This window comes from Ruegeria sp. AF5 (assembly GCF_056541905.1).
In genome coordinates, this window is sequence record NZ_JBQFYZ010000009.1 from 60,126 (window position 1) to 84,281 (window position 24,156).

Sequence of the window (24,156 nt, forward strand, 5' to 3'; positions counted from 1 at the left end):
TCTGGGCTTCTGATCCATTCCTGTCTGGGCGGGATTGATTTTCGGTCAAAGTTTCTGCACATCAGGTCGAAACCCGAGTGCAAGGACATCCGATGACCCGTATCGACGCCAAGTTCGCCGCCCTGAAAGCCGAAGGAAAAAAAGCCTTTGTCGCCTATGTCATGGCCGGAGATCCCGACTATGACATTTCGCTTGAAGTGGTCAAAGGCCTGCCTGGTGCTGGCGTGGATGTTATCGAGCTGGGCTTGCCCTTTACTGACCCGATGGCCGACGGCCCGACAATTCAGGCCGCGGGCCAACGTGCGCTTGAGCAGGGCATGACCTTGCAACGCACATTGGATCTGGCACGAACCTTTCGGGAAACGGACGATACAACCCCCATTGTCCTGATGGGGTATTACAACCCGATCTACAGCCGGGGTGTCGATGCGTTTCTGGCCGATGCAAAAGCAGCTGGTATTGACGGGTTGATCGTGGTGGACCTTCCCCCCGAGGAGGACGCAGAACTCTGCCTGCCCGCGCAAGCGGCGGGTCTGAATTTTATTCGCCTGGCGACCCCGACCACGGATGACAAACGCCTGCCACGTGTTCTGCAAAACACTTCGGGCTTTGTTTATTATGTCTCGATCACCGGGATCACTGGCGCAGCCGAGGCAGAAGCAACCGATGTTGGCCCCGAGGTTGCCCGCATCAAGGCCGCGACCGATCTGCCGGTAATCGTGGGGTTCGGGATCAACACGCCCGAGAAATCGCGCAATATTGCCTCGGTGTCGGACGGCGCGGTGGTCGGGTCAGCGATCGTCAGCCAGATCGGCGCTGGTAAACCTGTGACCGACGTGCTGACCTTTGTAAAATCTCTTTCGGATGGCGCGCACAGCGCCTGATTTCGCAGCCAACATACGAGAATTGTGACCCGTCGCGGATACCGCGGCGGGTTTTTTGTGACCCTTCACTGTGACGCCAAGACATTGCAGCCTTGGGAATGAATTGGTAAAGAAAACTAACCAATGTACACGGAGCCCTGTTTTCATGCCTGTGATCACCAATATCGAAGACCTCAAACGCATATATGAACGCCGCGTGCCCCGTATGTTCTATGACTACGCCGAAAGCGGCAGCTGGACAGAACAGACTTTTCGCGAAAACACGACCGATTTTGAAAAAATACGCCTTCGCCAAAGGGTTGCGGTCGACATGTCCGGTCGGTCGACATCTTCGCAAATGATTGGCGAAGACGTTTCAATGCCCGTGGCGCTTGCCCCGGTCGGGTTGACGGGGATGCAACATGCAGACGGAGAGATGAAGGCCGCCAAAGCCGCCGAAGAATTTGGTGTACCCTTTACGCTGTCCACCATGTCCATCAACTCGATCGAAGATGTGGCCGGGTATACCGACAAGCCATTCTGGTTCCAGCTTTATACAATGAAAGACACGGACTACATCAACCGCCTGATCCAGCGGGCAAAAGATGCCAGATGTTCCGCACTGGTGATCACGCTCGACCTGCAAATTCTGGGCCAACGGCACAAGGACCTGAAAAACGGTCTGTCGGCCCCGCCCAAACTGACGGCAAAAACCATCGCCAACCTGATGACCAAATGGGCCTGGGGCATTGAAATGCTGCGGGCCCAGCGTCGCGAGTTCGGCAACATCGTGGGGCATGTGCATGGTATTTCGGACGCATCGTCATTGGGGGCCTGGACCGCAGAACAGTTCGACCCCAGCCTGGACTGGTCCAAGGTTGAAAAACTGATGGAGCAATGGGGCGGGAAAGTGATCCTCAAGGGCATCCTTGATGCGGAGGACGCAAGGATGGCCGCCAAGCTGGGTGCCGATGCGATTGTCGTGTCAAACCATGGTGGGCGTCAACTTGACGGCGCGCTAAGCTCAATTCGTGTCCTGCCCGAGATCATGGATGCGGTCGGTGGCGATATCGAGGTGCATCTGGACAGCGGCATCCGGTCCGGGCAAGACGTGCTCAAAGCCTTGGCGCTTGGGGCAAAAGGGACCTATGTTGGCCGCGCGTTTGTGTATGGTCTGGGTGCCATGGGTCAGAAAGGTGTCACCACGGCGCTTGAGCTGATCCAGAGGGAGCTTGATACGACAATGGCGCTTTGTGGTGAGAAAAATGTGGCTGCGTTGGGGCGTCACAATCTGCTGATACCTGAAAACTTCGGGGGTCGCTGGCAAGCGTAACCGGTCAATCAGGGGGCTCTGCCCCCGACGCCCGTTCCGGGCGCCTCCCCCAGGATATTTTTGGCCAGATGAAGCTGGGGATCCTTCAATCGTCCACCCGATAATACTCCAGGACAGGCGATAGAACCCAGCCGAACGGCACGGCAAGAAATACCTCTTTCCAAATCGGGTGAATCAAGCTAAGGACGCGGCTTCACGCGGGTATACAGCCTTGGAGGATGCCCGCCCTAACATTGGAGAATATATCATGGCTGGTGAGATTCCTGATCTCGTAGCTCTGGAACGGACGGGGACAGGCAAGGGCGCCGCTCGTCAAGCACGCCGCGACGGCATGGTTCCGGGCATCGTATTTGGTGGCGACAAAGAACCGTTGCCAATCCAGATCCCGTTCAACGTCTTGTTCAAGCGCCTGAAAGCGGGCCGGTTCAAGTCGACCTTGTGGAACCTGAAAGTTGAAGGCCACGATGACGTCCGCGTCATCTGCCGCGACGTTCAGCGTGATGTCGTCAAAGACCTGCCGACCCATCTGGACTTGATGCGCCTGCGCCGGACCACCAAGATCGCGTTGTTCATCCCCGTTGAGTTCATCAATGAAGGTGCGGCCCCTGGCATCAAAAAGGGTGGCGTTCTGACCGTTGTCCGCCCGGAAGTCGAACTGATGTGCACCGCCGGTGACATTCCTGAAAAGATCACCGTTGATCTGACCGGTCTGAACATCAATGACGTTGTGACCATTTCGTCGGTTGAACTGCCTGAGGGCACCAAGCCAACCATCGACCGTGACTTTGTGATTGCCAACATCTCGGCGCCGACTGGTCTGTCCACCAGCGACGACGATGAAGATGGTGAAGTTGCAGCCGATGAAGTCGAAGTTGTCGGAAAAGAAGAAGAATAAGTCTGGAACAATGTTTCCGACTTTGAAGCGGGGCTCGGGTGAGCCCCGTTTTTTTTTGCGGGTCCAATAATCAGGCCTGACTGGATTTCCTGACGATTTCCGGGCATGAAATGGCTTTGGAGCTACAGAGGCAAAACGGAAACATGAAGCTGTTTGTTGGATTGGGAAACCCGGGCCAGAAATATGCCCGGAACCGGCACAATATCGGGTTCATGGCCCTGGACCGGATCGCAGAAGATCACGGGTTTGGTCCCTGGAAATCGAAGTTTCAGGCCGAGATTTCGGAAGGTCGGCTTGGCACCGAGAAAGTCCTGCTGTTGAAACCGCAGACCTACATGAACCGTTCGGGTCAATCCGTGGGTGAGGCGATGCGGTTTTACAAGCTGGAATCCACTGACGTTGTTGTATTTCATGACGAATTGGACCTTGCCCCGGGCAAATTGCGCGTCAAGGCAGGGGGCGGGCACGCCGGGCATAACGGTCTGCGCTCGATCCATGAGCATATCGGGGCGGCCTATGACCGTGTACGCCTTGGGATCGGGCATCCGGGCCGCAAGGAAATGGTTTCGGGGTACGTGCTCAGTGATTTTGCGAAATCCGAAACCAGCTGGCTGGACGACGTTCTTCGGGGTGTCTCGGACGGGGCTGCTTATCTGGCTCAGGACGAGGGCGGCAAGTTCATGAATGCAGTTGCATTGCGCACTGCCCCGCCGCGATCATCAAAGACCGCCGCACCAAAAGCCGACACAGCTTCAACAGCCGCACCCGACGCCGCGGGCGACAACCGGTCGGCGATGCAGAAGCTTTTGGACAAATTCAAGTAGCACCTCTGCCTCTTTCCGTTACGTAGAGGTTGCGGAATGTGATCTCCCGCGTTCCAATACCGCTCAACTAGGGAGGCAATGCGATGAAATCCATCTTGAAGTGGGTGCTGCGCATCGTACTGGCGCTGGTTCTGGCCGCCACTGCCGTCGGGCTGTGGAAGCGCGAAGAGTTTCAGCGCCTTTTGGCCGTGAACTCGTTATTTTCGGAAGAGAAGATCGTTCACAATTTCTCGCACATGGAAGAGGCTTTTCTGACCGTGAACCTGCCGCGTGGCGACGCGCCAACCTGGGACCTGCCTTATGGCGAAGGGTTCGAGCTGCCGGAGGGAACCGACAGTTGGATCGATGAACGCGCGGTCACGTCGTTGCTGGTTATGCAGAACGGCAAAGTCAGGTTCGAGGAATATTATCTTGGCACCGGGCCGGATGACCGGAGGATTTCCTGGTCGGTCGCCAAAAGCTATCTTTCGGCGCTTTTCGGTATCCTGCTGCAAGAGGGGGCAATCGGGTCGTTGGATGACCCGGTCGTCAAATATGCGCCAAAACTGAAAGACAGCGCGTATGAAACCGCGTCGATCCGCAACGTGCTGAACATGGCAAGCGGCGTGACGTTTGATGAAGATTACCTCGACCCAAATTCCGACATCAATCGGATGGGGCGTGTGGTTGCCCTGGGTGGTGAGCTGGACGATTTCGCAGCCTCGCTGCAAGACAGCTTTGCGACGCCGGGTGAAACCTGGCAATACGTGTCGATCGACACCCATGTTCTGGGCATGGTTATACGCGGTGCGACCGGGCGGAACGTGGCGGACCTTCTGACGGAAAAGATCCTTCAACCTTTGGGGCTGGAGCGGGACGGATACTACATCACTGATGGTGCAGGGGTCGCATTTGTTTTGGGGGGCCTTAACTTTACCACACGTGATTTCGCCCGGTTCGGACAAATGATCCTGCAGGACGGCATCGCGAATGGAAAACAACTGGTTCCTGCCGAATGGATTTTCGAAGCCACCCAACCCAGCGCACCGACCGCACAAGGAGAGATCGGGTACGGGTATCAATGGTGGATTCCCCGCGGCGCGCATGAAGGAGAGTTTCTGGCCCGTGGCGTCTATGGGCAATACATCTATTTCAACCAGCCCAGGGGTGTTCTGATTGTGTCCACCGGTGCAGACAGGCTGTTCCGTGAACCGGGTGTAAATGACCTGAACATCGAAATGTTCCGCAAGATTGCGGAAAGTCTGTAAGATGTCTTTATGCAGAAACAAGACAGTATCAATGTACTGGGTGGCGTTCTGGCCCCTTGCTCTCGCGACCCTTTGACAGGGTTTTTCCGGGATGGCGCCTGCAATACCTGCCCCGAGGATCAGGGCAGTCATACCGTCTGCGCCGTGATGACGGCCGAGTTTCTGGCATTCTCAAAATATGTCGGCAATGATCTGAGCACGGCACGACCCGAATTCGACTTTCCAGGCCTTCACCCCGGCGACAGCTGGTGTTTATGCGCCAGCCGGTTTTTGCAAGCTCATGACGAAGGATGTGCACCGCAGGTTCATCTGGAGGCGACACATCAACGCGCGCTTGAGATCGTACCACTCGACATTTTGCTTCAAAATAAGGCAAAGACCTGAAGGCCCCATAAGGGGCGCACGGCTGATTCAGAATGCCATTTGCCAGATCAGGCTGACACTGTAGTTTTCAAAACCACTTTCGCCGATACCGTCGTAGAACAGGTTTGCAGCCAGAAGGCTGTTGTTCTCCAGCCGATAGTCAAAACCCAGATCAGCGCGAGCGCGGGCGGTATCCCCTATCGGTGTCACGCCAGGAACAGTGCCTGTGCCAGATGTTGTGCTCCAGATACCAGACAAACCACCGGTCAGCATCATCTGACCACGCGACACCTGGATTGGGTGACTGAAATCCATACCCAGCCGTGCAGTGGTCAGGCTGAAATCCTGCTGTGGGATCAGGTTGCCCAGACTATCGGTATAAGCCTCCTGATCGTCGCTGGCATAGCTAACATCCAGCAGCGGCATAAGCGTCAGGTCACCGCGCTTGAACTCTCCGGTTACGCGCGACTGGATCAGCCAGCGTTCACTATCGAAACTGTCGGTATAGGTGCCCAGTGGAGAAATATCGTTATCAGCCTGACCGTACAGAACGCGCCCTTCGAAAAACACCGGCTGGCTGGGCAGTTTGGCGACGACATAAGGTCCGACCAGCCACCCTGTGCCATCCACGCTGGCCGGGCCGTTTTCGGTTTCGGCATAGTCGATCTGCAGCATGGCGCCGATCAGAAGGTTCGAGTTCACCCAGCCATGCGCCCCCACCACGGCCAAGGCATAAGAACTGTCGTAATCGTTTTGCGAGCTCCAGTTCCCGGACAGATTGAACCAGACCGGTTGGGTTGGATCACTTGCAAATTTCAGATACCCCGATCCCTGCGTCACCGACGAGTCCAGCGCACCTGATCCTGATTGCTGAAGAAACTGCGTCAGCTCTGGCTGATTGGTCACGAGGCTGTTGGCCCGGGCGTTCTGAAAGGCCTGCACCAGTCGCTGTGTGTCCGTTACACCCTGTTGTGTGCTGACCCTGTTGGACGCAAGGTTCAGGTTCCCGGCGGCATCCGAAAAAACGCCTGCGGGAATAAACAGCTCAATTGTACCGTTACTTTGCGCAGTCAGCGTTGCGACATAATTGGTTCCGGACCCAGTCAGGGTGGCGGACGCATTGGTGACCGACAAGTCGCCCACCGTGAAATCTGTGCTGGGTTCACTAAGTGTGATCACCGCTTGGAACGTTCCGTTGCCGATTGTTGTCAGTGCACCGATTGAGGCAGTCGGCTGCGTCGTGTCGGCCAGCGTCCGCGTGTTGATAATCTGGGTATTCGTGACACCCGACAGCGCGATCTCATAAAGGTAAAGCGGCCCTCCCACGGTTTCGCGCGCGGTGAACATGACCCCAAGATAGCCATCAGCGGCGTAAGTTGAGTCCGCTCCGTTCTGGCTGAGTATAGTCGCGCCAATATATCCAAGATTGGCCAATCCTGCTGGCGTAATAGCAGGTTGAGTCAAAACACCATTGTTGAAATAGAACGATCCTCCCGGGCCTTCTCCCGAGCCGCCCAACGACATGAACGCTGTCGCAGTGCCTTGTAGATTAGAAAAGAAAATCTGCCCGCCGTTGGGTGTTGCGACTGTCTGGGACGGAAACGAAGGGTTGCCAAACGCCAGACCCTCTTTGACGCTTCCCATCAAAAGCGCGGAAACCAAAAAACCCAGGCACGACAGCCTCGTAATTGCGGACCAAACCATATTACCTCCTACAGCACCGCGTGGGTGCCAAACACCAGAGTGCCTGGGGTTAAAATCGCATCCCAAGCAGCGTCATCCTTGCCCCATCTTCGCAGAGACATCCCCAGAACCGACCGCAAATCGCCGGTTAATGAGAAGTTAATTCAATTGGAAGACGCTGTATAGAACGCGGCAGGAATCAACTGGGGCGTGCGGGACACGTCGTGTTGTTGGAACAACCGGGTTTTGACCTGGACCCAATCTCAAACGGCTTGAAACACCCAATATTTACAGTGTCGTCGCGCGGAGAAAGAAACCTGAGGCAGGCTACGCTGGAAACTCGTCTGCAAAGACAGAAGGGACATAATCGCTGAAATTTCAGCAATTTTACAACAGTGTGGCTCCACTTGCCGCACTGACCACCATTTGGAAACCTTCGGGCGCAAGTGGAACAGGGCGATATCGCTTGTGGGCGATTCTTTGGCCGGGCTCCGGCGGGTCCAAAAGGATCGCTTGCGACGGCGAGCATACGATGACAAAACCGGATGACACGCCGGGTAGGAGCAACAATCCATCTGCGCTCCGCAAAACAGCAATTAGATCCGAAGACCATTTCGGACCGGCGCTACAATCACGGGTGGACCGACGGGTTTTCCCGGCAGCTTGATTGATCGAGACTGTAAACCGGGGCATGTGGCTCCGGTTCGAAATCAACCGACAGTGCGACCCTCGGTGTCAGACATATCGAAGTTCAGGTATTTTGCGACGGTCTGAACATCCTTGTCACCGCGTCCACACATGTTCATGCAGATCAGGTGGTCCTTGGGCAACTCGGGCGCGATCTTCATGACATGCGCCAGAGCGTGGCTGGGTTCCAGCGCCGGAATGATACCCTCTGTGGCACAGCACAGCTGGAATGCCTCAAGCGCTTCCTTGTCGGTAATCGAGACGTAAGTCGCGCGACCAACCTCATGCAACCAGGAATGTTCGGGCCCGATACCCGGATAGTCCAGACCGGCCGAGATCGAGTAGCCTTCCAGAATCTGCCCGTCATCATCCTGCAACAGATAGGTGCGGTTGCCATGCAGAACGCCCGGACGACCGCCTGTCAGCGAGGCACAATGCTCCATCTTTTCGTTTACACCTTTACCGCCGGCTTCAACGCCGATGATATTGACGTCCTTGTCATCAAGGAAAGGATAGAACAGGCCCATCGCGTTCGAGCCACCGCCGATAGCCGCAATGATCGTATCCGGCAGACGGCCTTCGGCCTTCATCATCTGCTCTTTGGCTTCCTTGCCGATGATCGACTGGAAATCACGCACCATCGCCGGGTATGGGTGCGGACCGGCCACTGTGCCGATGCAGTAGAACGTATCGCGCACATTGGTCACCCAGTCACGCAGCGCGTCATTCATCGCGTCCTTCAGCGTACCGCGACCCGAAGTGACCGGGATCACTTCGGCCCCAAGCAAGCGCATACGAAACACGTTCGGCGCCTGACGTTGCACGTCGTGGGCACCCATATAAACGATGCATTTCAAACCAAATTTCGCACAGACCGTGGCTGTGGCCACACCGTGCTGCCCTGCCCCGGTCTCGGCAATGATCCGGGTCTTGCCCATGCGGCGCGCCAGAATGATCTGGCCCAGCACGTTGTTGATCTTGTGTGCGCCGGTGTGGTTCAGCTCATCGCGTTTCAGATAGATCTTCGCCCCGCCCAGATGCTCGGTCAGGCGTTCCGCGAAATACAGAGGTGAGGGGCGGCCCACATAGTTGGCCCACAGATCATCCATCTCGGCCCAGAAGGTCGGATCATCCTTGGCTTTGTTGTATTCCTCTTCCAGTGACAGGATCAGCGGCATCAGCGTTTCGCTGACAAAACGCCCGCCGAATATGCCAAAGCGCCCTTGCTCGTCAGGGCCGGACATGAAGGAATTGAAAAGATCGTTGGCCATGGGTGTCTCCCTCGTCGTACCTGACTTTCATAGGTGGTCGTCGCGGGATTTGCCATGGCAAAACGCACCATGTCGCCCCCTGGCAGCGGCAAACAAAATCAGCGTGTCGCGTCGATAAATGCCTGTATCAGTCCAGCGTCCTTTACGCCCGGCGCGCTTTCAACACCCGACGCCACATCGACTTGCCGCGCACCCGTCATGCGGATCGCCTCAGCGACATTGTCTGGGTTCAGACCACCGGACAACATCCACGGCCTGCGCCAATATTTTCGACCTGCCAGCAGCCGCCAGTCAAAAGGAAGACCGTTGCCGCCGGGAAGTTCCGAATTCTTCGGCGGCTTTGCATCGATCAGAAGCTGGTCTGCAACTTCGGAATACAGATCAATCGCAGCCAAATCCTCGGCCTCGGCAACACCGATCGCCTTGATGACGGGCAGGCCATAGCGCTGCTTGATCTCTGCCACACGCTCGGGGCTCTCTCCGCCGTGAAGCTGCAACATATCCAGCGGAACCCCCGCGACAATCTCATCAAGCTGCGCGTCCGAGAAATTCACGGCCAGAGCGACCTTGGCGACGCCGACTGGTACTTCGGCGGCCAACGCCGCGGCTTGCGGTATCGGTGCGTAACGGGGCGATTTGGGAAAGAAGTTGAACCCGACATAGCGCGCGCCAGCTTCAACCGCAGCGCGCACATGTTCTGGGGCGGTCAAACCGCAGATCTTGACGGACACAACGGTCGACATAAGCCTCAGCTGGCCTCGTCGAGCAGGGCCAGAATATCATCCTTACCCTCGTTCTGCTTTTTCTTGAGCTTCTTGACCTCACGTTCAAGCTTGCGGACCTCGCCCTTTTTCACGGTCGCATCGCGGCGGTGTTTATGTTCCCGCAGCCATTCCCACATGAAACCGATGATCAAACCGGCGACAACGCCACCGAGAACGACCAGAAAAAGCGGTAAAGAGGTACTGACGTTAAAGCCCAGAAGCTCGGCCAGAGCATCGGGCATCAGTTTCAGTTCTACAGACTGAACATTTGCCAGGGAAACGGAAATCAGAACGATCCCGAGAGTCCCAAGAAAAGCATATCGAAGGTAACGCATCATGAGGTCAGGCTTTACCGTTCAAACGATCCCTGAGCAACTTACCAGTTTTGAAAAATGGTACACATTTTTCTTCGACCTGAACGGTTTCACCGGTACGGGGGTTGCGCCCAACGCGGGCATCCCGCTTTTTCACCGAAAAGGCACCAAAGCCGCGCAGCTCGACCCGGTCGCCGCGCGCCATGGCATCGGTGACTTCTTCGAACACGGTGTTCACAATCCGCTCGACATCACGCTGATAGAGATGCGGGTTTTCGTCAGCGATTTTCTGAATCAGTTCTGAACGGATCATTCGTGATACCCTCCCAGGCAGCCGGTGTGACAGGTCTACTGTTTTGACAGTATAGGAAAAAACCCAGAACGGGGGAACGGATACTCTGCGTGTTGAGGCTTTATTTTGCCATATTCTCACGCGAAATTTTGCCCGACAGGCCGATTTACACACTTCAAGCGCGAACATTATCGAGTTTAAGCAGCGTGTTTGGAACACGTTGATTCGCAACAAAAACGGCCCCGCACTTCCATGCGAGGCCGTAAATCATACTTGGGATGCGCCCCGGGCTTAGTCGCCCGACTTCAGCGCTGCGCCCAGAATGTCGCCCAGCGACGCGCCCGAGTCGGAAGAACCGTACTGTTCCACGGCTTCTTTCTCTTCTGCGATCTCGCGCGCCTTGATCGACAGACCCAGACGGCGGGTCTTGCTGTCGACATTGGTTACGCGGACATCAACCTTGTCACCGACCGAGAAACGCTCGGGGCGCTGTTCGGAACGGTCACGCGACAGATCGGAACGGCGGATGAACGACTTCATGCCTTCGTACTCGACCTCGATGCCGCCATCTTCGATTGCGGTCACTTCGACAGTGATGACCGAGCCACGCTTCACGCCGCCAACGGCTTCTGCGAACTTGTCACCACCCAGAGCTTTGATCGACAACGAGATACGCTCTTTCTCGACATCCACTTCCGAGACAACGGCCGAAACCATGTCGCCTTTGCGGTAGTTCTGGATCGCATCCTCGCCACGCTCGTCCCAGGACAGGTCCGACAGGTGAACCATGCCGTCGATGTCGCCCTCGAGGCCAATGAACAGACCAAATTCGGTGATGTTCTTGACTTCGCCTTCGACTTCGGTGCCCTCGGGGTGGGTTTCTGCAAACACTTCCCATGGGTTGCGCTGAGTCTGCTTCAGGCCCAGAGACACGCGGCGCTTGGCACCGTCGATTTCCAGAACCATGACGTCGACTTCCTGGCTGGTCGAGACGATCTTGCCGGGGTGGACGTTTTTCTTGGTCCAGGACATCTCGGACACGTGCACCAGACCTTCGACACCGGCTTCCAGTTCGACGAATGCGCCGTAGTCGGTGATGTTGGTGACGCGACCCTGATGAACCGAGCCCAGAGGGTACTTGGCAGCAACCAGATCCCACGGATCTTCCTGAAGCTGCTTCATGCCCAGGCTGATGCGGTGGGTGTCTTTGTTGATCTTGATGACCTGAACCTTGATGGTTTCACCGATCGTCAGGATCTCGGACGGGTGGTTCACACGACGCCATGCCATGTCAGTGACGTGCAGCAGGCCATCTACGCCGCCCAGGTCAACGAATGCGCCGTATTCGGTGATGTTCTTGACCACGCCCTCGACGTTCTGACCTTCGGTCAGGTTGCCGATGACTTCGGCGCGCTGTTCGGCACGCGATTCTTCCAGGATTGCGCGGCGCGACACAACGATGTTGCCACGGCGGCGGTCCATTTTCAGAATCTGGAACGGCTGCTTCAGACCCATCAGCGGGCCTGCGTCGCGTACGGGGCGTACGTCAACCTGCGAACCGGGCAGGAACGCAACTGCGCCACCCAGATCGACGGTGAAGCCACCTTTGACGCGGCCAAAGATTGCACCATCGACACGCTGGTCGTCGGCGTATGCTTTTTCCAGACGATCCCATGCCTCTTCGCGGCGGGCCATCTCGCGCGAGATGACGGCTTCGCCACGGGCGTTTTCTGCGGCACGCAGGTAAACTTCGACCTCGTCGCCGACAGCGATTTCAGGGGCTTCGCCGGGATTTGCGAATTCTTTCAGATCAACGCGGCCTTCCATTTTATAGCCGACGTCGATGATGGCTTGACCGGCTTCAATCGCCAGGATCTTGCCTTTGACAACAGAACCCTCTTCGGGCGTGTCCATTTCGAAGCTTTCGTTCAGGAGGGCTTCGAATTCCTCCATGGATGTGTTAGCCATGTGGCGTTCATTTCCTTTACAGTACGTTTTTGCTGGCCGAGCGGTTGTCTCCGCCGGTCTTGTTTCATGACGTCTTCAGGCGTGATCCGGTGCGCCCCGAGCAAACAAACACAAAGGGCCGAGGTAACCCGGCCCTGCTCAGAAACGTCATCCGGACGTTGACCGCCCTTGTATCGACAGCGCGCGTATAGGCTGAATCTTGAACCGGTGCAAGTGCAAAGCCTATGGTGCGCGGCAGCGCGCGCAGGAACTCCTGCCTAGCGCTGATCCCCAATGCAAGATGGCAACCTGAATGATAGCAGGTTCTGACTGAAAAAGTCTGCATGGTCCGCGGCAGGTTCTTGCCCGAAGGAATCCTGGTACCGGGAACCGAACCACGCGGCTAAGCCTCAGCATGCAACGCAAAGGTGATATGTCTCAACTTTTCGCGCGTCACGCGGCGCCCGGCTTCCTGCGTCACAGGATGGATGGTGGAGAATTGGAGAGTGAACGCCAACCATTCGACTGTTTGTACGATCTGCAAGATTTGGTGACGTATCTGAGATTAAACGTTCCGTATCCTTTCCCTAATTTAGCTTTATCGGTCGACAAAGAGGTCGACCAGAAACCAGAACCAAAAGGAAAATATTATGAAATCTCTCATCTTTGCCGCCATGGCGACTGCAATTGCCCTGTCCACCCCGGCCTTTGCCGCTGACGAAATCAACGTGTCCAACGGCATTTCAGCCGCTGGTGCGCCACTGGCCGCACATGGCGTTGATCTGGTTGCATTGGTCAATGATGGCAACCCGGTCGAAGGCTTCGCCACTCATTCGTCAACTTATGACGGAGCCTCCTATTATTTCACGTCCGCCGCGAACCGTGAAGCGTTCGAGGCAAACCCTGCTGCATACCTGCCGCAGCATGGTGGCTTCTGTTCATTCGGCGTATCGGTCGGCAAGAAGTTTGACGGTGACCCGGATCAATACCTTGTCGCAGACGGAAAACTGTTTCTGTTCCTGAACGCGGAAACCCGGGCAGCCTTTTTGAAGGACGTTGTCGCCACCGCAAAGACGGCGGATGACCAATGGGCGAATATCAAAACCGTCGCCGTGGGCGAGCTGTAAGACCTGCCCCGTTTGCCTGCGGCGTTAACGCGTCGCGGGCAGTTTTGCGTTGATCACCTCAAGGGCTTTGGCCAACGCCGCCTCGATACTCAAATCGGTGGTGTCCAACCGCACGGCATCCTCAGCGGGTTTCATCGGAGCGATGCTGCGCTCAGCATCTCGCGCATCCCGTTCTCTGACATCTGCCAGAACCTGTTCACGGGTTACGTCAGCGCCTTTTGCACTTAGCTCCAGGAAGCGTCGCTCGGCGCGCACTTCAGCACTGGCTGTTACAAACAGCTTCACTTCGGCATTCGGACAAATCACCGTGCCGATATCACGACCGTCCAGAACGGCCCCACCTGCCCTGCGGGAAAAAGCGCGCTGAAAATTGACCAAGGCCGCACGAACTTCCGGAAGAACCGCCACTTTGGAAGCTGCCTGCGCAACGTCGGCGGTGCGCAGGTCGCCCTTCTCAAGCTCCTCTGCAGTCAGAGACTGCGCGGCTTCAATCGCGCTTTCCCCCTCAAGCGTACGCCTTCCGACAGCGCGATACAGCAAACCCGTGTCCAGATGAGCAAACCCGAAATGCGCCGCCACGGCCTTTGATATCGTGCCCTTGCCCGCAGCCGCTGGTCCGTCAATGGCAACCGTGAAACTCAAGTGCGCTCTACCTTTGCACCCAGCGACTCCATCAGTGGTTCAAAGATCGGGAACGACGTCGCGATCGGGCCGCCGTCATCCACACTCACGGGGCTCTGTGCACCCATACCCATCACCATGAACGACATGGCGATGCGGTGATCCAGAAAGCTTTCGCAGGTGCCTCCACCCGGAACGTTGCCGATGCCCAGCCCTTCAACCGACCACCAATCGTCACCTTCGGCAACAGTCACCCCGTTGGCGCGCAGGCCACGGGCCATGGCGTCAATCCGGTCGCTTTCCTTCACGCGCAGCTCTTTCACGCCACCCATCATCGTTGTGCCTGTGGCATTTGCAGCCACTACCGACAGAACCGGGTATTCATCGATCATTGAGGCGGCACGCTCGGAAGGAACGTCGATGCCTTTCATGTTGGGCGAGTATTTGGCGCGCAAATCGGCGACTGGTTCGCCTCCCTCTTCGCGTTCGTTTTCATAGGTCAGATCAGCGCCCATCTCGCGCAAGGTCGTAAAGAGGCCCGCGCGTGTGGGGTTCAAACCGATCCCAGGCACCAAAACATCGGATCCAGGTGTGATCAACGCCGCGCAAACCGGAAAAGCCGCACTGGACGGATCGCGCGGTACAGCGATGACCTGCGGCTTCAGTTCCGGGCGACCGGTCAAAGTGATAACTCGGCCCTCGTCGGTATCCTCGACGGTGATCTCGGCACCAAATCCAGCCAGCATCCGTTCGGAATGGTCACGCGTGGCCTCTTTCTCGATCACAACGGTCTTTCCGGGAGCATTCAGACCCGCCAGCAGAACGGCAGATTTCACCTGCGCCGACGGCACAGGAACTTCGTATCGCACAGGGGTCGGGTCCGCCGCGCCAACGATGGTCATCGGCAAGCGCCCGCCGGACCGCCCAACCGATTCTGCCCCAAACAGGGCCAGAGGGTCTGTAACACGCGCCATGGGGCGTTTGTTCAGGCTGGCATCACCAGTAAATGTCGCAGTGATCGGAGAGGTCGCCATCGCCCCCATGATCAGCCGCACACCGGTTCCCGAGTTGCCACAGTCGATCACCTGACCCGGTTCGGCGAAGCCACCGACACCCACGCCGTGCACTGTCCATTCCCCGTTTCCGTGATCTGTGACCTCGGCACCGAAGGCACGCATCGCCTTGGCGGTATCCAGAACGTCTTCGCCCTCCAGCAAGCCCGAAATCCGGGTTTCACCCACGGCCATTGCGCCAAGGATCAGCGACCGGTGCGAAATCGACTTATCGCCGGGCACCTCTGCCATGCCGGTCAGCGGGCCGCAGGGATGCGAGGTCATCGGGATGGGCGTGCCGTGTCCGGACATGAGGGCTCCTTTTGCGCTATCAGTGCTCAAGCCGATTAGCGAATTGACGCCCGTTGGTCCAGCGGCAATCAGCCTTTGCGTCGGAAGGTCAGGTAGTGAGGTGTCCGACCCTCGCGTAGCGCCTTCTGCTCGTATCGCGTAGAGATCCAGTCGTTCCACGGTTCGCGCCAGTCCGAAGGGCGTTCGGCCAGCCATTCAAACCCGGCGCGCGGAACCTCTTCCAATGTCTGACGCACGTAATCGGGAATGTCAGTAGCAACCCGGAAGATCGCCCCGGGTTTCAGCACCTTTGCGAATGGCTCAAGATGTTCCTGGGTTACAAACCGACGGCGATGATGCCGCGTTTTGGGCCATGGATCGGGATAGAGAAGGAACGCGCGCGAAACGCTGACCTCTGGCAGCACGTCGAACAGATCACGCGCATCTCCGGGGTGCACGGCGAGGTTTTCAACACCTGCCTGACGGATTTTGCCCAGCAGCATGGCAACACCGTTGATGTAAGGCTCGGCCCCGATGATGCCAATGTCAGGATTGTTTTGCGCCTGGTGCACCAGATGCTCACCACCGCCAAAGCCGACTTCCAACCAGACCGGCTTACCGCCGAACAGGCCATCCAGGTCCAGCGGCTTGCGTTCAGGGTTAATGTCCCAGTCCACAGCGCCGGGTGACAATTCAGCCAGATCTTCGTTCAGATAGGTCTTTTGACTGGGCTTTAGGGTCTTGCCCTTGAAACGGCCATAAAAGTTTCTGCGCGGGCGTTGTGGGGTCTCGGTGCTCATGGCGGTGGCCATACTGCGCAGCGGAGTACGTTGCAAGAGCGTGCACCGCCCCAAAGAAAAAGCGCGCCCCTGAAGGCGCGCTTTGGATTTTTCAGATCAAACTGCTGATTTCAGTGCGTCGACCAGATCAGTGCGTTCCCAGCTAAAACCGCCATCCGCATCCGGTTCGCGACCAAAGTGCCCGTAAGCCGCTGTACGCTGGTAGATCGGCTTGTTCAGCTGAAGGTGCTGACGAATACCGCGGGGTGTCAGATCCATGATCTGGCCAACTGCTTTTTCGATCGCCGCATCTGCAACCTGACCCGTGCCATGCGTGTCTGCATAGATCGACAGCGGCTTCGATACGCCAATGGCATAGCTCAACTGAATGGTGCAGCGCTCGGCCATACCGGCGGCTACGACGTTTTTCGCCAGGTAGCGCGCGGCATAGGCCGCCGAACGGTCAACCTTGGTCGGATCTTTGCCCGAGAAAGCACCGCCACCATGCGGGGCCGCGCCACCATAGGTATCCACGATGATCTTACGACCGGTCAGACCCGCGTCGCCATCCGGTCCGCCAATAACGAATTTGCCGGTCGGGTTGACGTGCCATTCGGTATCAGCCGACAGCCAGCCTTCGGGCAGAGTTTCACGGATATAGGGTTCAACGATGGCGCGGATGTCATCCGACGTCAGCGCCTCATCCAGATGCTGCGTCGACAGAACGATCGAGCTGACGCCGACTGGTTTGCCGTCTTGATAAACGACGGACAACTGAGATTTCGCATCCGGCCCCAGTGCAGGCTCGGTGCCGTTCTTGCGCACTTCGGCCAGACGCCGCAGGATTGCGTGCGAATACTGGATCGGCGCAGGCATAAGCGCAGGCGTTTCTGTTGTGGCAAAGCCAAACATGATGCCCTGGTCGCCAGCGCCTTCGTCCTTGTTGTCCGCGGCATCCACGCCCTGCGCGATATGGGCGGATTGTTCGTGCAGAAGGTTCGTCACCTCGACTGTTTCGTGGTGGAACTTGTCCTGCTCATATCCGATGTCTTTCACGCACTCGCGCGCAATTTCGTCGATGCGGCTCATGTAGTCATGCAGTTTGTCCTTGTCCGACAGACCAACTTCGCCACCGATAACGATGCGGTTGGTCGTGGCAAAGGTTTCGCAGGCCACGCGCGCCTCAGGCTCTTCGTTTAGAAATGCATCAAGGACAGCATCCGAGATACGGTCACAGACCTTATCCGGGTGCCCTTCAGAAACGGATTCCGAAGTAAAAGTATAGTTCTGTCGGGACATAAATGTGCTCCATTAAGGTTTCTCCGCCACGCCAGGAAGCCGTTGTGGCAGACCACAGACGCATACGCTTGCCCAAAGTTGGGGTCAATCTCTAATTGCCCGGTTGCCGCGAGTACCAAACAGCGCCATCGCCAGAATAAACAGTAAGACAACAACGATCGGACTGTCCCCGATACGTGCATAAGTCGTGCGACGGTGTGGTTGCGGCAACGCGGCGTCCACATATCCTGCCTCACCCAGAGCCAACGACGCAGTCACCCGACCCAATGGGTCAATTATGGCCGATACACCGGTATTGGCCGAACGTATCATCGGCAAGCCCTGCTCAATTGCCCTCATCCGGGCTTGCACCAGGTGTTGAAACGGTCCCGACCGCGTACCAAACCACGCGTCATTTGTGATCTGCAATAAGAAGTCAGCCCGGCCCGGCGCACCATTCACATCTTGCGGGAAAATGGCTTCGTAGCAAATCAGGGGCAATGCGCTTCCAAGCTTGCCGAGGTCCAACAGGGCGGGGCCCGGCCCCGCGCTGAACCCGTGCCCGGTTGTGGCTGCCAAGCCACTGACCCCGAAACGCCCCATCAGGTCACCCAAGGGGACGTATTCACCGAAAGGCGCCAGATGGTGTTTGTCATACAACCCTGCCTGACGCCCGGTTTCATCCAGATAGACCAGCGAGTTGAAGATTCTCGGGCCTTCTGCGCGCTGAATCCCCAATATCACCGGCACACCCTGCGCGGCATCCGCAACAGTTGACAGAAACGGTTGTGCGCTACCTAACCAAGCTGGAACTGCGGTCTCGGGCCAGACAATCAGGTCGGGTCTGGGAAAGGCTGCGGTATATTCAACCTGACGCGCGAAAAACAAAGGCGCATATGCCGGATCCCATTTTTGGTGCTGAGGGGCATTCGGCTGGACCACGCGAACCAGATGTGAACCGTCCTGAACGACGGGTCGCGTCAACCCGTAGGCAATCGCCATCGCTGCCATCACGCCGGTACAACCCAGGGTCCGCACCAAACCGTTCAAGGGTTTATCCTGCACCAATGCCGCGCCAATTGGTAACGTTGCGGCAAAGGTCAGCGCGTTCAACCCATATGGCCCAACCAGAGACAGCACCTGAGCCACCGGTGTATCCACCCAGATCTGCGCGACGCCAGCCCATGGAAAGCCGGTCATCACATATCCACGCGCCACCTCTGCCAGGGACAAGACTGCAACCAGTAATATGCCCTGACGAATGGGCGTGGCACCAATATTGCGCGACAGGCCAAAGGCGGCAGCCCAGAACAAGGCCAGTCCGCCCGCCAAGAATACTAACGCAAACGGGGCCATCCAGGCATGTCGTTCAGCATCCACCTGAAACGGCTCAATGATCCAGCCAAGGGCATGGGCAAAATAGCCGGTCGCGAAGGCCCAGCCGACCCATGCCGCCCGGCCTCGGGTTTCGCTGGCAAGGAAAATCGGCACAATCAGGACCAGAGCCAAAACGGTTGCGCCCCAATACAGATGAGGCGCCTGACCAAACGCGCCTGCCCCGCCAAGGGTGGCAGCGACCAACAATCTCAACGATAATGGCCAGCCCCTTACTGGGGTCATGCAGCAACGTCCGGCAGCATGACGCGCAGCCGTTTGATTCGGCGTGGATCGGCTTCGATCACTTCGAATTCCGGGCCCTCTGGGTGAATGACAACCTCACCCCGCGCCGGAACGCGGCCGGAGAGCATAAAGACAAGCCCGCCCAGAGTATCGATTTCCTCTTCGTCGACGTCTTCATGACTGGTCAGAGACCGGCCAATCTCGGCCTCGAAATCTTCGAGCGGCACACGTGCCTGTACCACATAGCATCCGGGCTTTTCCTGCACCCAAAGCTGGTCTTCATCCGCATCGTGCTCGTCAGCGATTTCACCCACGACCTGCTCGATCAGGTCTTCGATCGTCAGCAGACCATCAACGCCGCCATATTCATCAATCACCAATGCCATGTGACGCCGCTCGGTTTGCATCTTGGTCAACAAGACGCCGATTGGCATGGATGGCGGCACGAACAATAGCGTCCGCAGCATAGAGGTCAGATCAAACTTTTTACCCCCACCGTTGAAACCGTGGGTCAGAGCAAAATCCTTGAGGTGAACAAAACCAAGCGGTGTATCCAAGGTTCCCTCATAGACTGGAATCCTCGACATACCACTGCTTCGGAAAACGTCCGCCAGTTCATCTTTTGTGATCGTCGAAGGTACCGAGACGATTTCAGCGGTAGGGATGGCAACATCCTCAACGCGCATCCGGCGCAGGTTAATCATCCCGCGTGGCTGCGCCACAGCCGCGTTTTGCCCGTTCACCGTCTGGTCCGGTTGAGTATCATCGCTCGAAAACACTTCGAGGATTCGAGAAAACAGACCGGTTTTCTCTTCCGTTTCAGTACTGCTGTCCTGAGGTTGCGCGCTTTGCGCCGCCCTAGAACTGCCTTCTATTTCGCCCATTACCTTGTTCCAACTGATCGGGTCTTGAACCCACATTATACCTTATATGGGTCATCAATACCCAATTTGCCAAGTATCTTGACCTCAATCTCTTCCATCAAGGTGGCATCGGGGTCACGAATGTGATCATAACCCAGCAAATGCAACGTTCCGTGAACAAGCAAATGGGTCACATGGTCACTCATTGCCTTGTTGGCCTCGGCCGCCTCGCGGGCACAAGTGTCATAGGAAATCGCAACATCGCCCAGAACAATCTCGCCGGTAATGTCCGGCTCTGGCAGGCGTGGTGATTGCCCTGGCTCGTCCGGAGCTAGGTCTTCCGCAGGCCAGCTCAGCACATTGGTGGGCGTCGGTTTGCCGCGAAATTCTGCGTTCAGTTCCGAAATCCGCGCATCGTTGCACCCCAGAATACTGACTTCGCACAGCTCCGGGGCCAAACCGCAATGGGTCAGAACGGCGTTAATCGCCTTTTGTGACAAGACCTCAAGATCTTGCCACCTTTCGTCCTCGAAAATGAGATCCAGGGTCATCTTACCGCGCAACAGCCTCGTTAGCGGGCTATGTGCTCACGTGGTTTCACGGCCCGCATCGGCCTCATACGCCTCGATGATCGCAGCGACAAGCGGGTGACGCACCACGTCTTTCGAAGTGAAGTAGTTGAAGCTGATATTCGGGATCGTTTTCAACAACCTCTCAGCGTCCGCCAGGCCCGATTGAACGCCACGCGGCAAATCGACCTGTGACCGGTCGCCAGTTATGACCATGCGGCTTCCTTCGCCCAGACGGGTCAGGAACATCTTCATCTGCATCGTGGTGGCGTTTTGCGCTTCATCCAGAACCACAAATGCGTTGGCCAGCGTACGACCGCGCATAAAGGCCAGCGGAGCGATTTCGATTCGTTTCTCTTCGATCAGCTTGGCCAACTGTTTTCCGGGCAGAAAATCGTTCAGCGCGTCATAAAGCGGCTGCATGTAAGGGTCGACCTTGTCCTTCATGTCGCCTGGCAGATAGCCCAGTTTCTCGCCCGCCTCGACCGCCGGACGGCTCAGGATGATTCGGTCCACATGTCCGCCGATGAACATCGAAACACCGACCGCCACCGCCAGATAGGTCTTACCCGTCCCCGCCGGGCCAATTCCAAAGGCCAGCTCATTCTTGAACAGTGACTGGACATAGGCTTTCTGGGCGTCGGTGCGCGGCTCAACCAGCTTCTTGCGGGTCTTGATCTCGACAGAACCGCCCTTGAACATCTCAAGCTGATCGCCATCGCGGCTTCCAGTTCCCTGCTCCGAAACACCCATCCGCAACTCGCGATCGACGTCTGCGGCCTCAACCTCGCGCCCACCTTCAAGCCGTGTATACAGCGATTGAAGCACTTCAACTGCCTGTTTCTGAGCATCATCATCGCCCATAACAACCAACTGATTGCCGCGACGTACAATCTGGACCGAAAGCTTGGTTTCGATCTCGGCCAGATTGCGGTCATATTCACCGCACAGGTCAATCAGCAATCGGTTGTCTGGAAATTCTACGAACGCCTCGTGTTGGGGCATTTCATCTTGCGGTGGGGTCAGGGCACCGATGGCCAATCCGCTCTCCTGTCTTGGCTGTTCACTCCGAGCGTAGACAACAAATCTTGGTAGGCGCAAGCCACAGTTTCAAAAATAAACGCTGAGATGTCATAACAGCCGATTTAACGGTGATCGGTTGCCGATTGGGCGAACATCAGAAGGTATAGTTCAGCCCGAATCTCAAACCGCTGTATTTTGGTGTGGACTTTGTGGAAAAGCCAGAACTGAACTGGACGTTTTTTGATTGGAATTGGACATATTCATATTCGCCCGTAATCGACCAGTTGTCGGACAACTTGTGCTCGGCCCCTATGCTTGCCGAATAACCGTTCCGCCGATCTGACGCCGAGAAATTCTGAACCGTCGGGCCCAATGCCAAGCTGTTGGTTGTTTCCACATCGCCCCATAGATATCCGACACTGAAGAAATACAGAATTCGTCCGCTGCGGTTTGTCAGACCATTGCGAAATCGGACTGCCAGAACATCCGATATCTCTGTTCCGCCTTGCACATTGACGCCGCCGATCCGCCTGCTGACAGTGTCGTCCAGGGATCCGAATTCATACCCGACTTCAAAGCCATAGACGTAGTCGCGCCCACCTGAAGCTGGTAAGACACCACGCCAGCCGCCCCGGAGACCCCCGAATGTTCCGGATAAATCCTGATCACCGATATCAAACTGTCCGCCGGGTGTTGTCAGGCCAAACCGATCGTCCCCGCCAGAGCCATAACCGCCGGTAAGTCCCAGGTAAAAAGCGCGGACATCGCTGCTGAATCTTTTCGGGCTGACCACTTCCGGATCGCTTATGTCACCTTTCAAATCACCGGCAACGGATGCGCCGGCAATCAGTGTAACAGCGGCAGTTAACGTCAGTGTTCTCAACCTGCTCAGGCTCCCAAAGCTCTTGATAGTCGACACTCGTACCTCCCTCATCCCGTTTTCCGGGACCGGCATATCGCCGATTTGTAGACGCAGATCCTTGCGCCCAAAAAACCATGGCTCCTCTCGGAGCATAGTTCTAAGCAATAAATCAAGGGTAAATTTTGGAAACAAACACCAACTATGGTGTCCGGGAGGTGTTTGCACCGATCTACAGCAACTCGCCCGCCAGAGAATTCGCCCCCGACGCAGTGATCCGGACCTCTCTCAAGTCACCCGTGGCGATCTCTGGTCCTTTTACGTGCACCGAATGCAGATATTCAGACTTTCCAACCATCTGCCCGGACAAGCGACCCGGTTTTTCAAAAAGAACGCGAACAGTGCGTCCAACCATACCGTCCTGAATCTCCCGCTGATGGCGCGTGATCAAAGCCTGAAGCCGCTGCAACCGTTCATCTGCCGCTGCCGGATCGACCTGAGCCCGTTCAGCCGCCGGGGTTCCTGGACGTGTGGAGTATTTGAAGGAATAGGCGTAGCCGTATTTGACCTCTTCGACCAAATCCATCGTGGCCTGAAAATCATCTTCGGTTTCTTCGGGGAAACCAACGATGAAGTCCCCCGACATCACGATATCAGGCCGCGCCGCACGAATGCGTTCGACCAGCCGTAGGTAGCTTTCTGCCGTGTGGCTGCGGTTCATCCGCTTGAGGATACGGTCCGAACCCGACTGAACCGGCAGGTGCAGATAGGGCATCAGCTTGTCACAGGTGCCATGTGCCTCGATCAGATCGTCGGCCATGTCGTTCGGGTGCGAGGTGGTAAAGCGGATACGTTCCAGCCCGTCGACCTTGTTCAGTTCCCAGATCAAACCAGCAAGCGTCATGTCACCATTCGCCCCGGCACCGTGATAGGCGTTGACATTTTGGCCCAGCAACGTGATCTCCCGCACCCCGCGCTCGACCAGATCATGGGCTTCGCGAATTATGCGATCCGCTGGGCGGCTGACTTCAGCACCGCGTGTATAAGGAACCACGCAGAAGGCGCAGAATTTATCGCAGCCCTCCTGAACAGTCAGAAACGCCGTCGGGCCACGCTTGGCCTTGGGGCGGTTTTTCAGTTTTTCGAACTTATCCTCTTCGGGGAAATCCGTGTCCAACGCCTTTTCACCCGCTCGGGTCTTTGCCTCCATCTCGGGTAGGCGGTGATAGCTTTGCGGGCCGACCACCAGATCAACCAGAGGCTGGCGGCGCATGATCTCTTCGCCTTCCGCCTGAGCGACACAGCCCGCCACGCCGATTTTCAGATCAGGCTTCTCGGCCTTCAGGCCCTTGAAGCGCCCAAGTTCGGAATACACTTTCTCTGCCGCTTTCTCACGGATGTGGCAGGTGTTCAGCAGAATCATATCCGCATCATCAGGTGTCTGGGTTTCAACATAGCCCAGCCCGCCCAGCGCCTCGGACATGCGTTCGCTGTCATAGACATTCATCTGACAGCCATAGGTCTTGATAAACAGCTTCTTCGGTTCGGACATAAGACGGGCCTTTGCATTCGCTGGACCGGCGTCGTCTAT

Annotated in this window: 23 protein-coding genes and 1 riboswitch; of the genes, 7 read left to right on the top strand and 16 right to left on the bottom strand. The window is 56.8% G+C overall.

Annotation, left to right across the window (positions count from 1 at the left end; translation table 11 throughout):
- The first annotated feature begins 92 nt into the window (after positions 1-92).
- The 6 genes from trpA to ACR0DS_RS13785 all read left to right on the top strand — a co-directional run bounded on the left by trpA (position 93) and on the right by ACR0DS_RS13785 (position 5,546).
- Positions 93-884: a tryptophan synthase subunit alpha gene (gene trpA, locus ACR0DS_RS13760; RefSeq protein WP_480559752.1), complete on the top strand. Its 792-nt coding sequence runs from the start codon at positions 93-95 to the stop codon at positions 882-884.
- 145 nt (positions 885-1,029) lie between these two features.
- Entirely contained in the window at positions 1,030-2,196 is a 1,167-nt protein-coding gene (locus ACR0DS_RS13765) for an alpha-hydroxy acid oxidase (RefSeq protein WP_480473777.1), read from the top strand.
- A gap of 247 nt (positions 2,197-2,443) precedes the next feature.
- Positions 2,444-3,091 (top strand): 50S ribosomal protein L25/general stress protein Ctc, encoded by a 648-nt coding sequence (locus tag ACR0DS_RS13770; protein ID WP_267366092.1) that lies wholly within the window; start codon positions 2,444-2,446, stop codon positions 3,089-3,091.
- A 143-nt stretch (positions 3,092-3,234) separates the two neighbouring features.
- Positions 3,235-3,915 (top strand): aminoacyl-tRNA hydrolase, encoded by a 681-nt coding sequence (pth, locus tag ACR0DS_RS13775; RefSeq protein WP_480559754.1) that lies wholly within the window; start codon positions 3,235-3,237, stop codon positions 3,913-3,915.
- Between the two features lie 83 nt (positions 3,916-3,998).
- Positions 3,999-5,162, top strand: a complete 1,164-nt coding sequence (locus ACR0DS_RS13780) for a serine hydrolase domain-containing protein (RefSeq protein ID WP_480559756.1) — start codon at positions 3,999-4,001, stop codon at positions 5,160-5,162.
- Positions 5,163-5,171: 9 nt separating this feature from the next.
- Entirely contained in the window at positions 5,172-5,546 is a 375-nt protein-coding gene (locus tag ACR0DS_RS13785) for a DUF2237 family protein (protein ID WP_480488252.1), read from the top strand.
- A 27-nt stretch (positions 5,547-5,573) separates the two neighbouring features.
- On the opposite strand, the gene ACR0DS_RS13790 is transcribed toward ACR0DS_RS13785, so the two are convergent.
- From ACR0DS_RS13790 to rpsA, 6 genes are all read right to left on the bottom strand, one after another.
- Positions 5,574-7,229: an Ig-like domain-containing protein gene (locus ACR0DS_RS13790; protein ID WP_480616765.1), complete on the bottom strand. Its 1,656-nt coding sequence runs from the start codon at positions 7,227-7,229 to the stop codon at positions 5,574-5,576.
- A 689-nt stretch (positions 7,230-7,918) separates the two neighbouring features.
- Positions 7,919-9,166 carry a tryptophan synthase subunit beta gene (gene trpB / locus ACR0DS_RS13795; protein WP_480559760.1) on the bottom strand — a complete coding sequence of 416 codons (1,248 nt, stop codon included), beginning with the start codon at positions 9,164-9,166 and terminating at the stop codon, positions 7,919-7,921.
- Between the two features lie 98 nt (positions 9,167-9,264).
- Positions 9,265-9,909, bottom strand: a complete 645-nt coding sequence (locus tag ACR0DS_RS13800) for a phosphoribosylanthranilate isomerase (RefSeq protein WP_480559762.1) — start codon at positions 9,907-9,909, stop codon at positions 9,265-9,267.
- 5 nt (positions 9,910-9,914) lie between these two features.
- Positions 9,915-10,265, bottom strand: a complete 351-nt coding sequence (locus ACR0DS_RS13805) for a lipopolysaccharide assembly protein LapA domain-containing protein (protein WP_209505811.1) — start codon at positions 10,263-10,265, stop codon at positions 9,915-9,917.
- A gap of 7 nt (positions 10,266-10,272) precedes the next feature.
- A complete protein-coding gene (gene ihfB / locus ACR0DS_RS13810; protein ID WP_050603110.1) occupies positions 10,273-10,557 on the bottom strand; it encodes an integration host factor subunit beta in 285 nt (94 codons plus the stop codon).
- Positions 10,558-10,827: 270 nt separating this feature from the next.
- Complete coding sequence (gene rpsA, locus ACR0DS_RS13815) at positions 10,828-12,504, bottom strand: 30S ribosomal protein S1 (protein ID WP_480473784.1); 1,677 nt, start codon at positions 12,502-12,504, stop codon at positions 10,828-10,830.
- Between the two features lie 629 nt (positions 12,505-13,133).
- On the opposite strand from rpsA, the gene ACR0DS_RS13820 reads away from it, so the two are divergent.
- Positions 13,134-13,610: a YHS domain-containing (seleno)protein gene (locus ACR0DS_RS13820; protein ID WP_480473785.1), complete on the top strand. Its 477-nt coding sequence runs from the start codon at positions 13,134-13,136 to the stop codon at positions 13,608-13,610.
- 24 nt (positions 13,611-13,634) lie between these two features.
- Here the strand turns inward: ACR0DS_RS13820 and cmk are convergent, their stop codons facing one another.
- The 10 genes from cmk to miaB form a co-directional block, all read right to left on the bottom strand.
- The gene (gene cmk, locus ACR0DS_RS13825) at positions 13,635-14,252 is read right to left on the bottom strand and encodes a (d)CMP kinase (RefSeq protein WP_480559764.1); all 618 of its coding nucleotides are present in this window, start codon (positions 14,250-14,252) and stop codon (positions 13,635-13,637) included.
- The gene (gene aroA, locus ACR0DS_RS13830; RefSeq protein ID WP_267365452.1) at positions 14,249-15,595 is read right to left on the bottom strand and encodes a 3-phosphoshikimate 1-carboxyvinyltransferase; all 1,347 of its coding nucleotides are present in this window, start codon (positions 15,593-15,595) and stop codon (positions 14,249-14,251) included. Before aroA ends, cmk begins: the two co-directional genes overlap by 4 nt.
- 68 nt (positions 15,596-15,663) lie before the next feature.
- Positions 15,664-16,374, bottom strand: coding sequence for a tRNA (guanosine(46)-N7)-methyltransferase TrmB (trmB, locus tag ACR0DS_RS13835; protein ID WP_480559766.1), 711 nt, complete (start codon positions 16,372-16,374; stop codon positions 15,664-15,666).
- Positions 16,375-16,470: 96 nt separating this feature from the next.
- Positions 16,471-17,652: a methionine adenosyltransferase gene (gene metK / locus ACR0DS_RS13840; protein ID WP_480484020.1), complete on the bottom strand. Its 1,182-nt coding sequence runs from the start codon at positions 17,650-17,652 to the stop codon at positions 16,471-16,473.
- A gap of 5 nt (positions 17,653-17,657) precedes the next feature.
- Positions 17,658-17,706: riboswitch (SAM-SAH riboswitch) on the bottom strand.
- A 30-nt stretch (positions 17,707-17,736) separates the two neighbouring features.
- On the bottom strand, positions 17,737-19,251 hold the full coding sequence (gene lnt / locus ACR0DS_RS13845) for an apolipoprotein N-acyltransferase (RefSeq protein WP_480559768.1): 1,515 nt from the start codon (positions 19,249-19,251) through the stop codon (positions 17,737-17,739).
- Positions 19,248-20,135, bottom strand: coding sequence for a hemolysin family protein (locus tag ACR0DS_RS13850; RefSeq protein WP_267366995.1), 888 nt, complete (start codon positions 20,133-20,135; stop codon positions 19,248-19,250). The genes lnt and ACR0DS_RS13850 overlap by 4 nt, the downstream gene beginning before the upstream one ends.
- 35 nt (positions 20,136-20,170) lie before the next feature.
- Complete coding sequence (gene ybeY / locus ACR0DS_RS13855) at positions 20,171-20,665, bottom strand: rRNA maturation RNase YbeY (RefSeq protein ID WP_480559770.1); 495 nt, start codon at positions 20,663-20,665, stop codon at positions 20,171-20,173.
- Between the two features lie 36 nt (positions 20,666-20,701).
- Complete coding sequence (locus ACR0DS_RS13860; RefSeq protein WP_480507088.1) at positions 20,702-21,724, bottom strand: PhoH family protein; 1,023 nt, start codon at positions 21,722-21,724, stop codon at positions 20,702-20,704.
- 136 nt (positions 21,725-21,860) lie between these two features.
- Complete coding sequence (locus ACR0DS_RS13865; protein ID WP_480559772.1) at positions 21,861-22,760, bottom strand: outer membrane protein; 900 nt, start codon at positions 22,758-22,760, stop codon at positions 21,861-21,863.
- Between the two features lie 37 nt (positions 22,761-22,797).
- Complete coding sequence (gene miaB, locus ACR0DS_RS13870; protein WP_480559774.1) at positions 22,798-24,117, bottom strand: tRNA (N6-isopentenyl adenosine(37)-C2)-methylthiotransferase MiaB; 1,320 nt, start codon at positions 24,115-24,117, stop codon at positions 22,798-22,800.
- Positions 24,118-24,156: the final 39 nt, after the last annotated feature.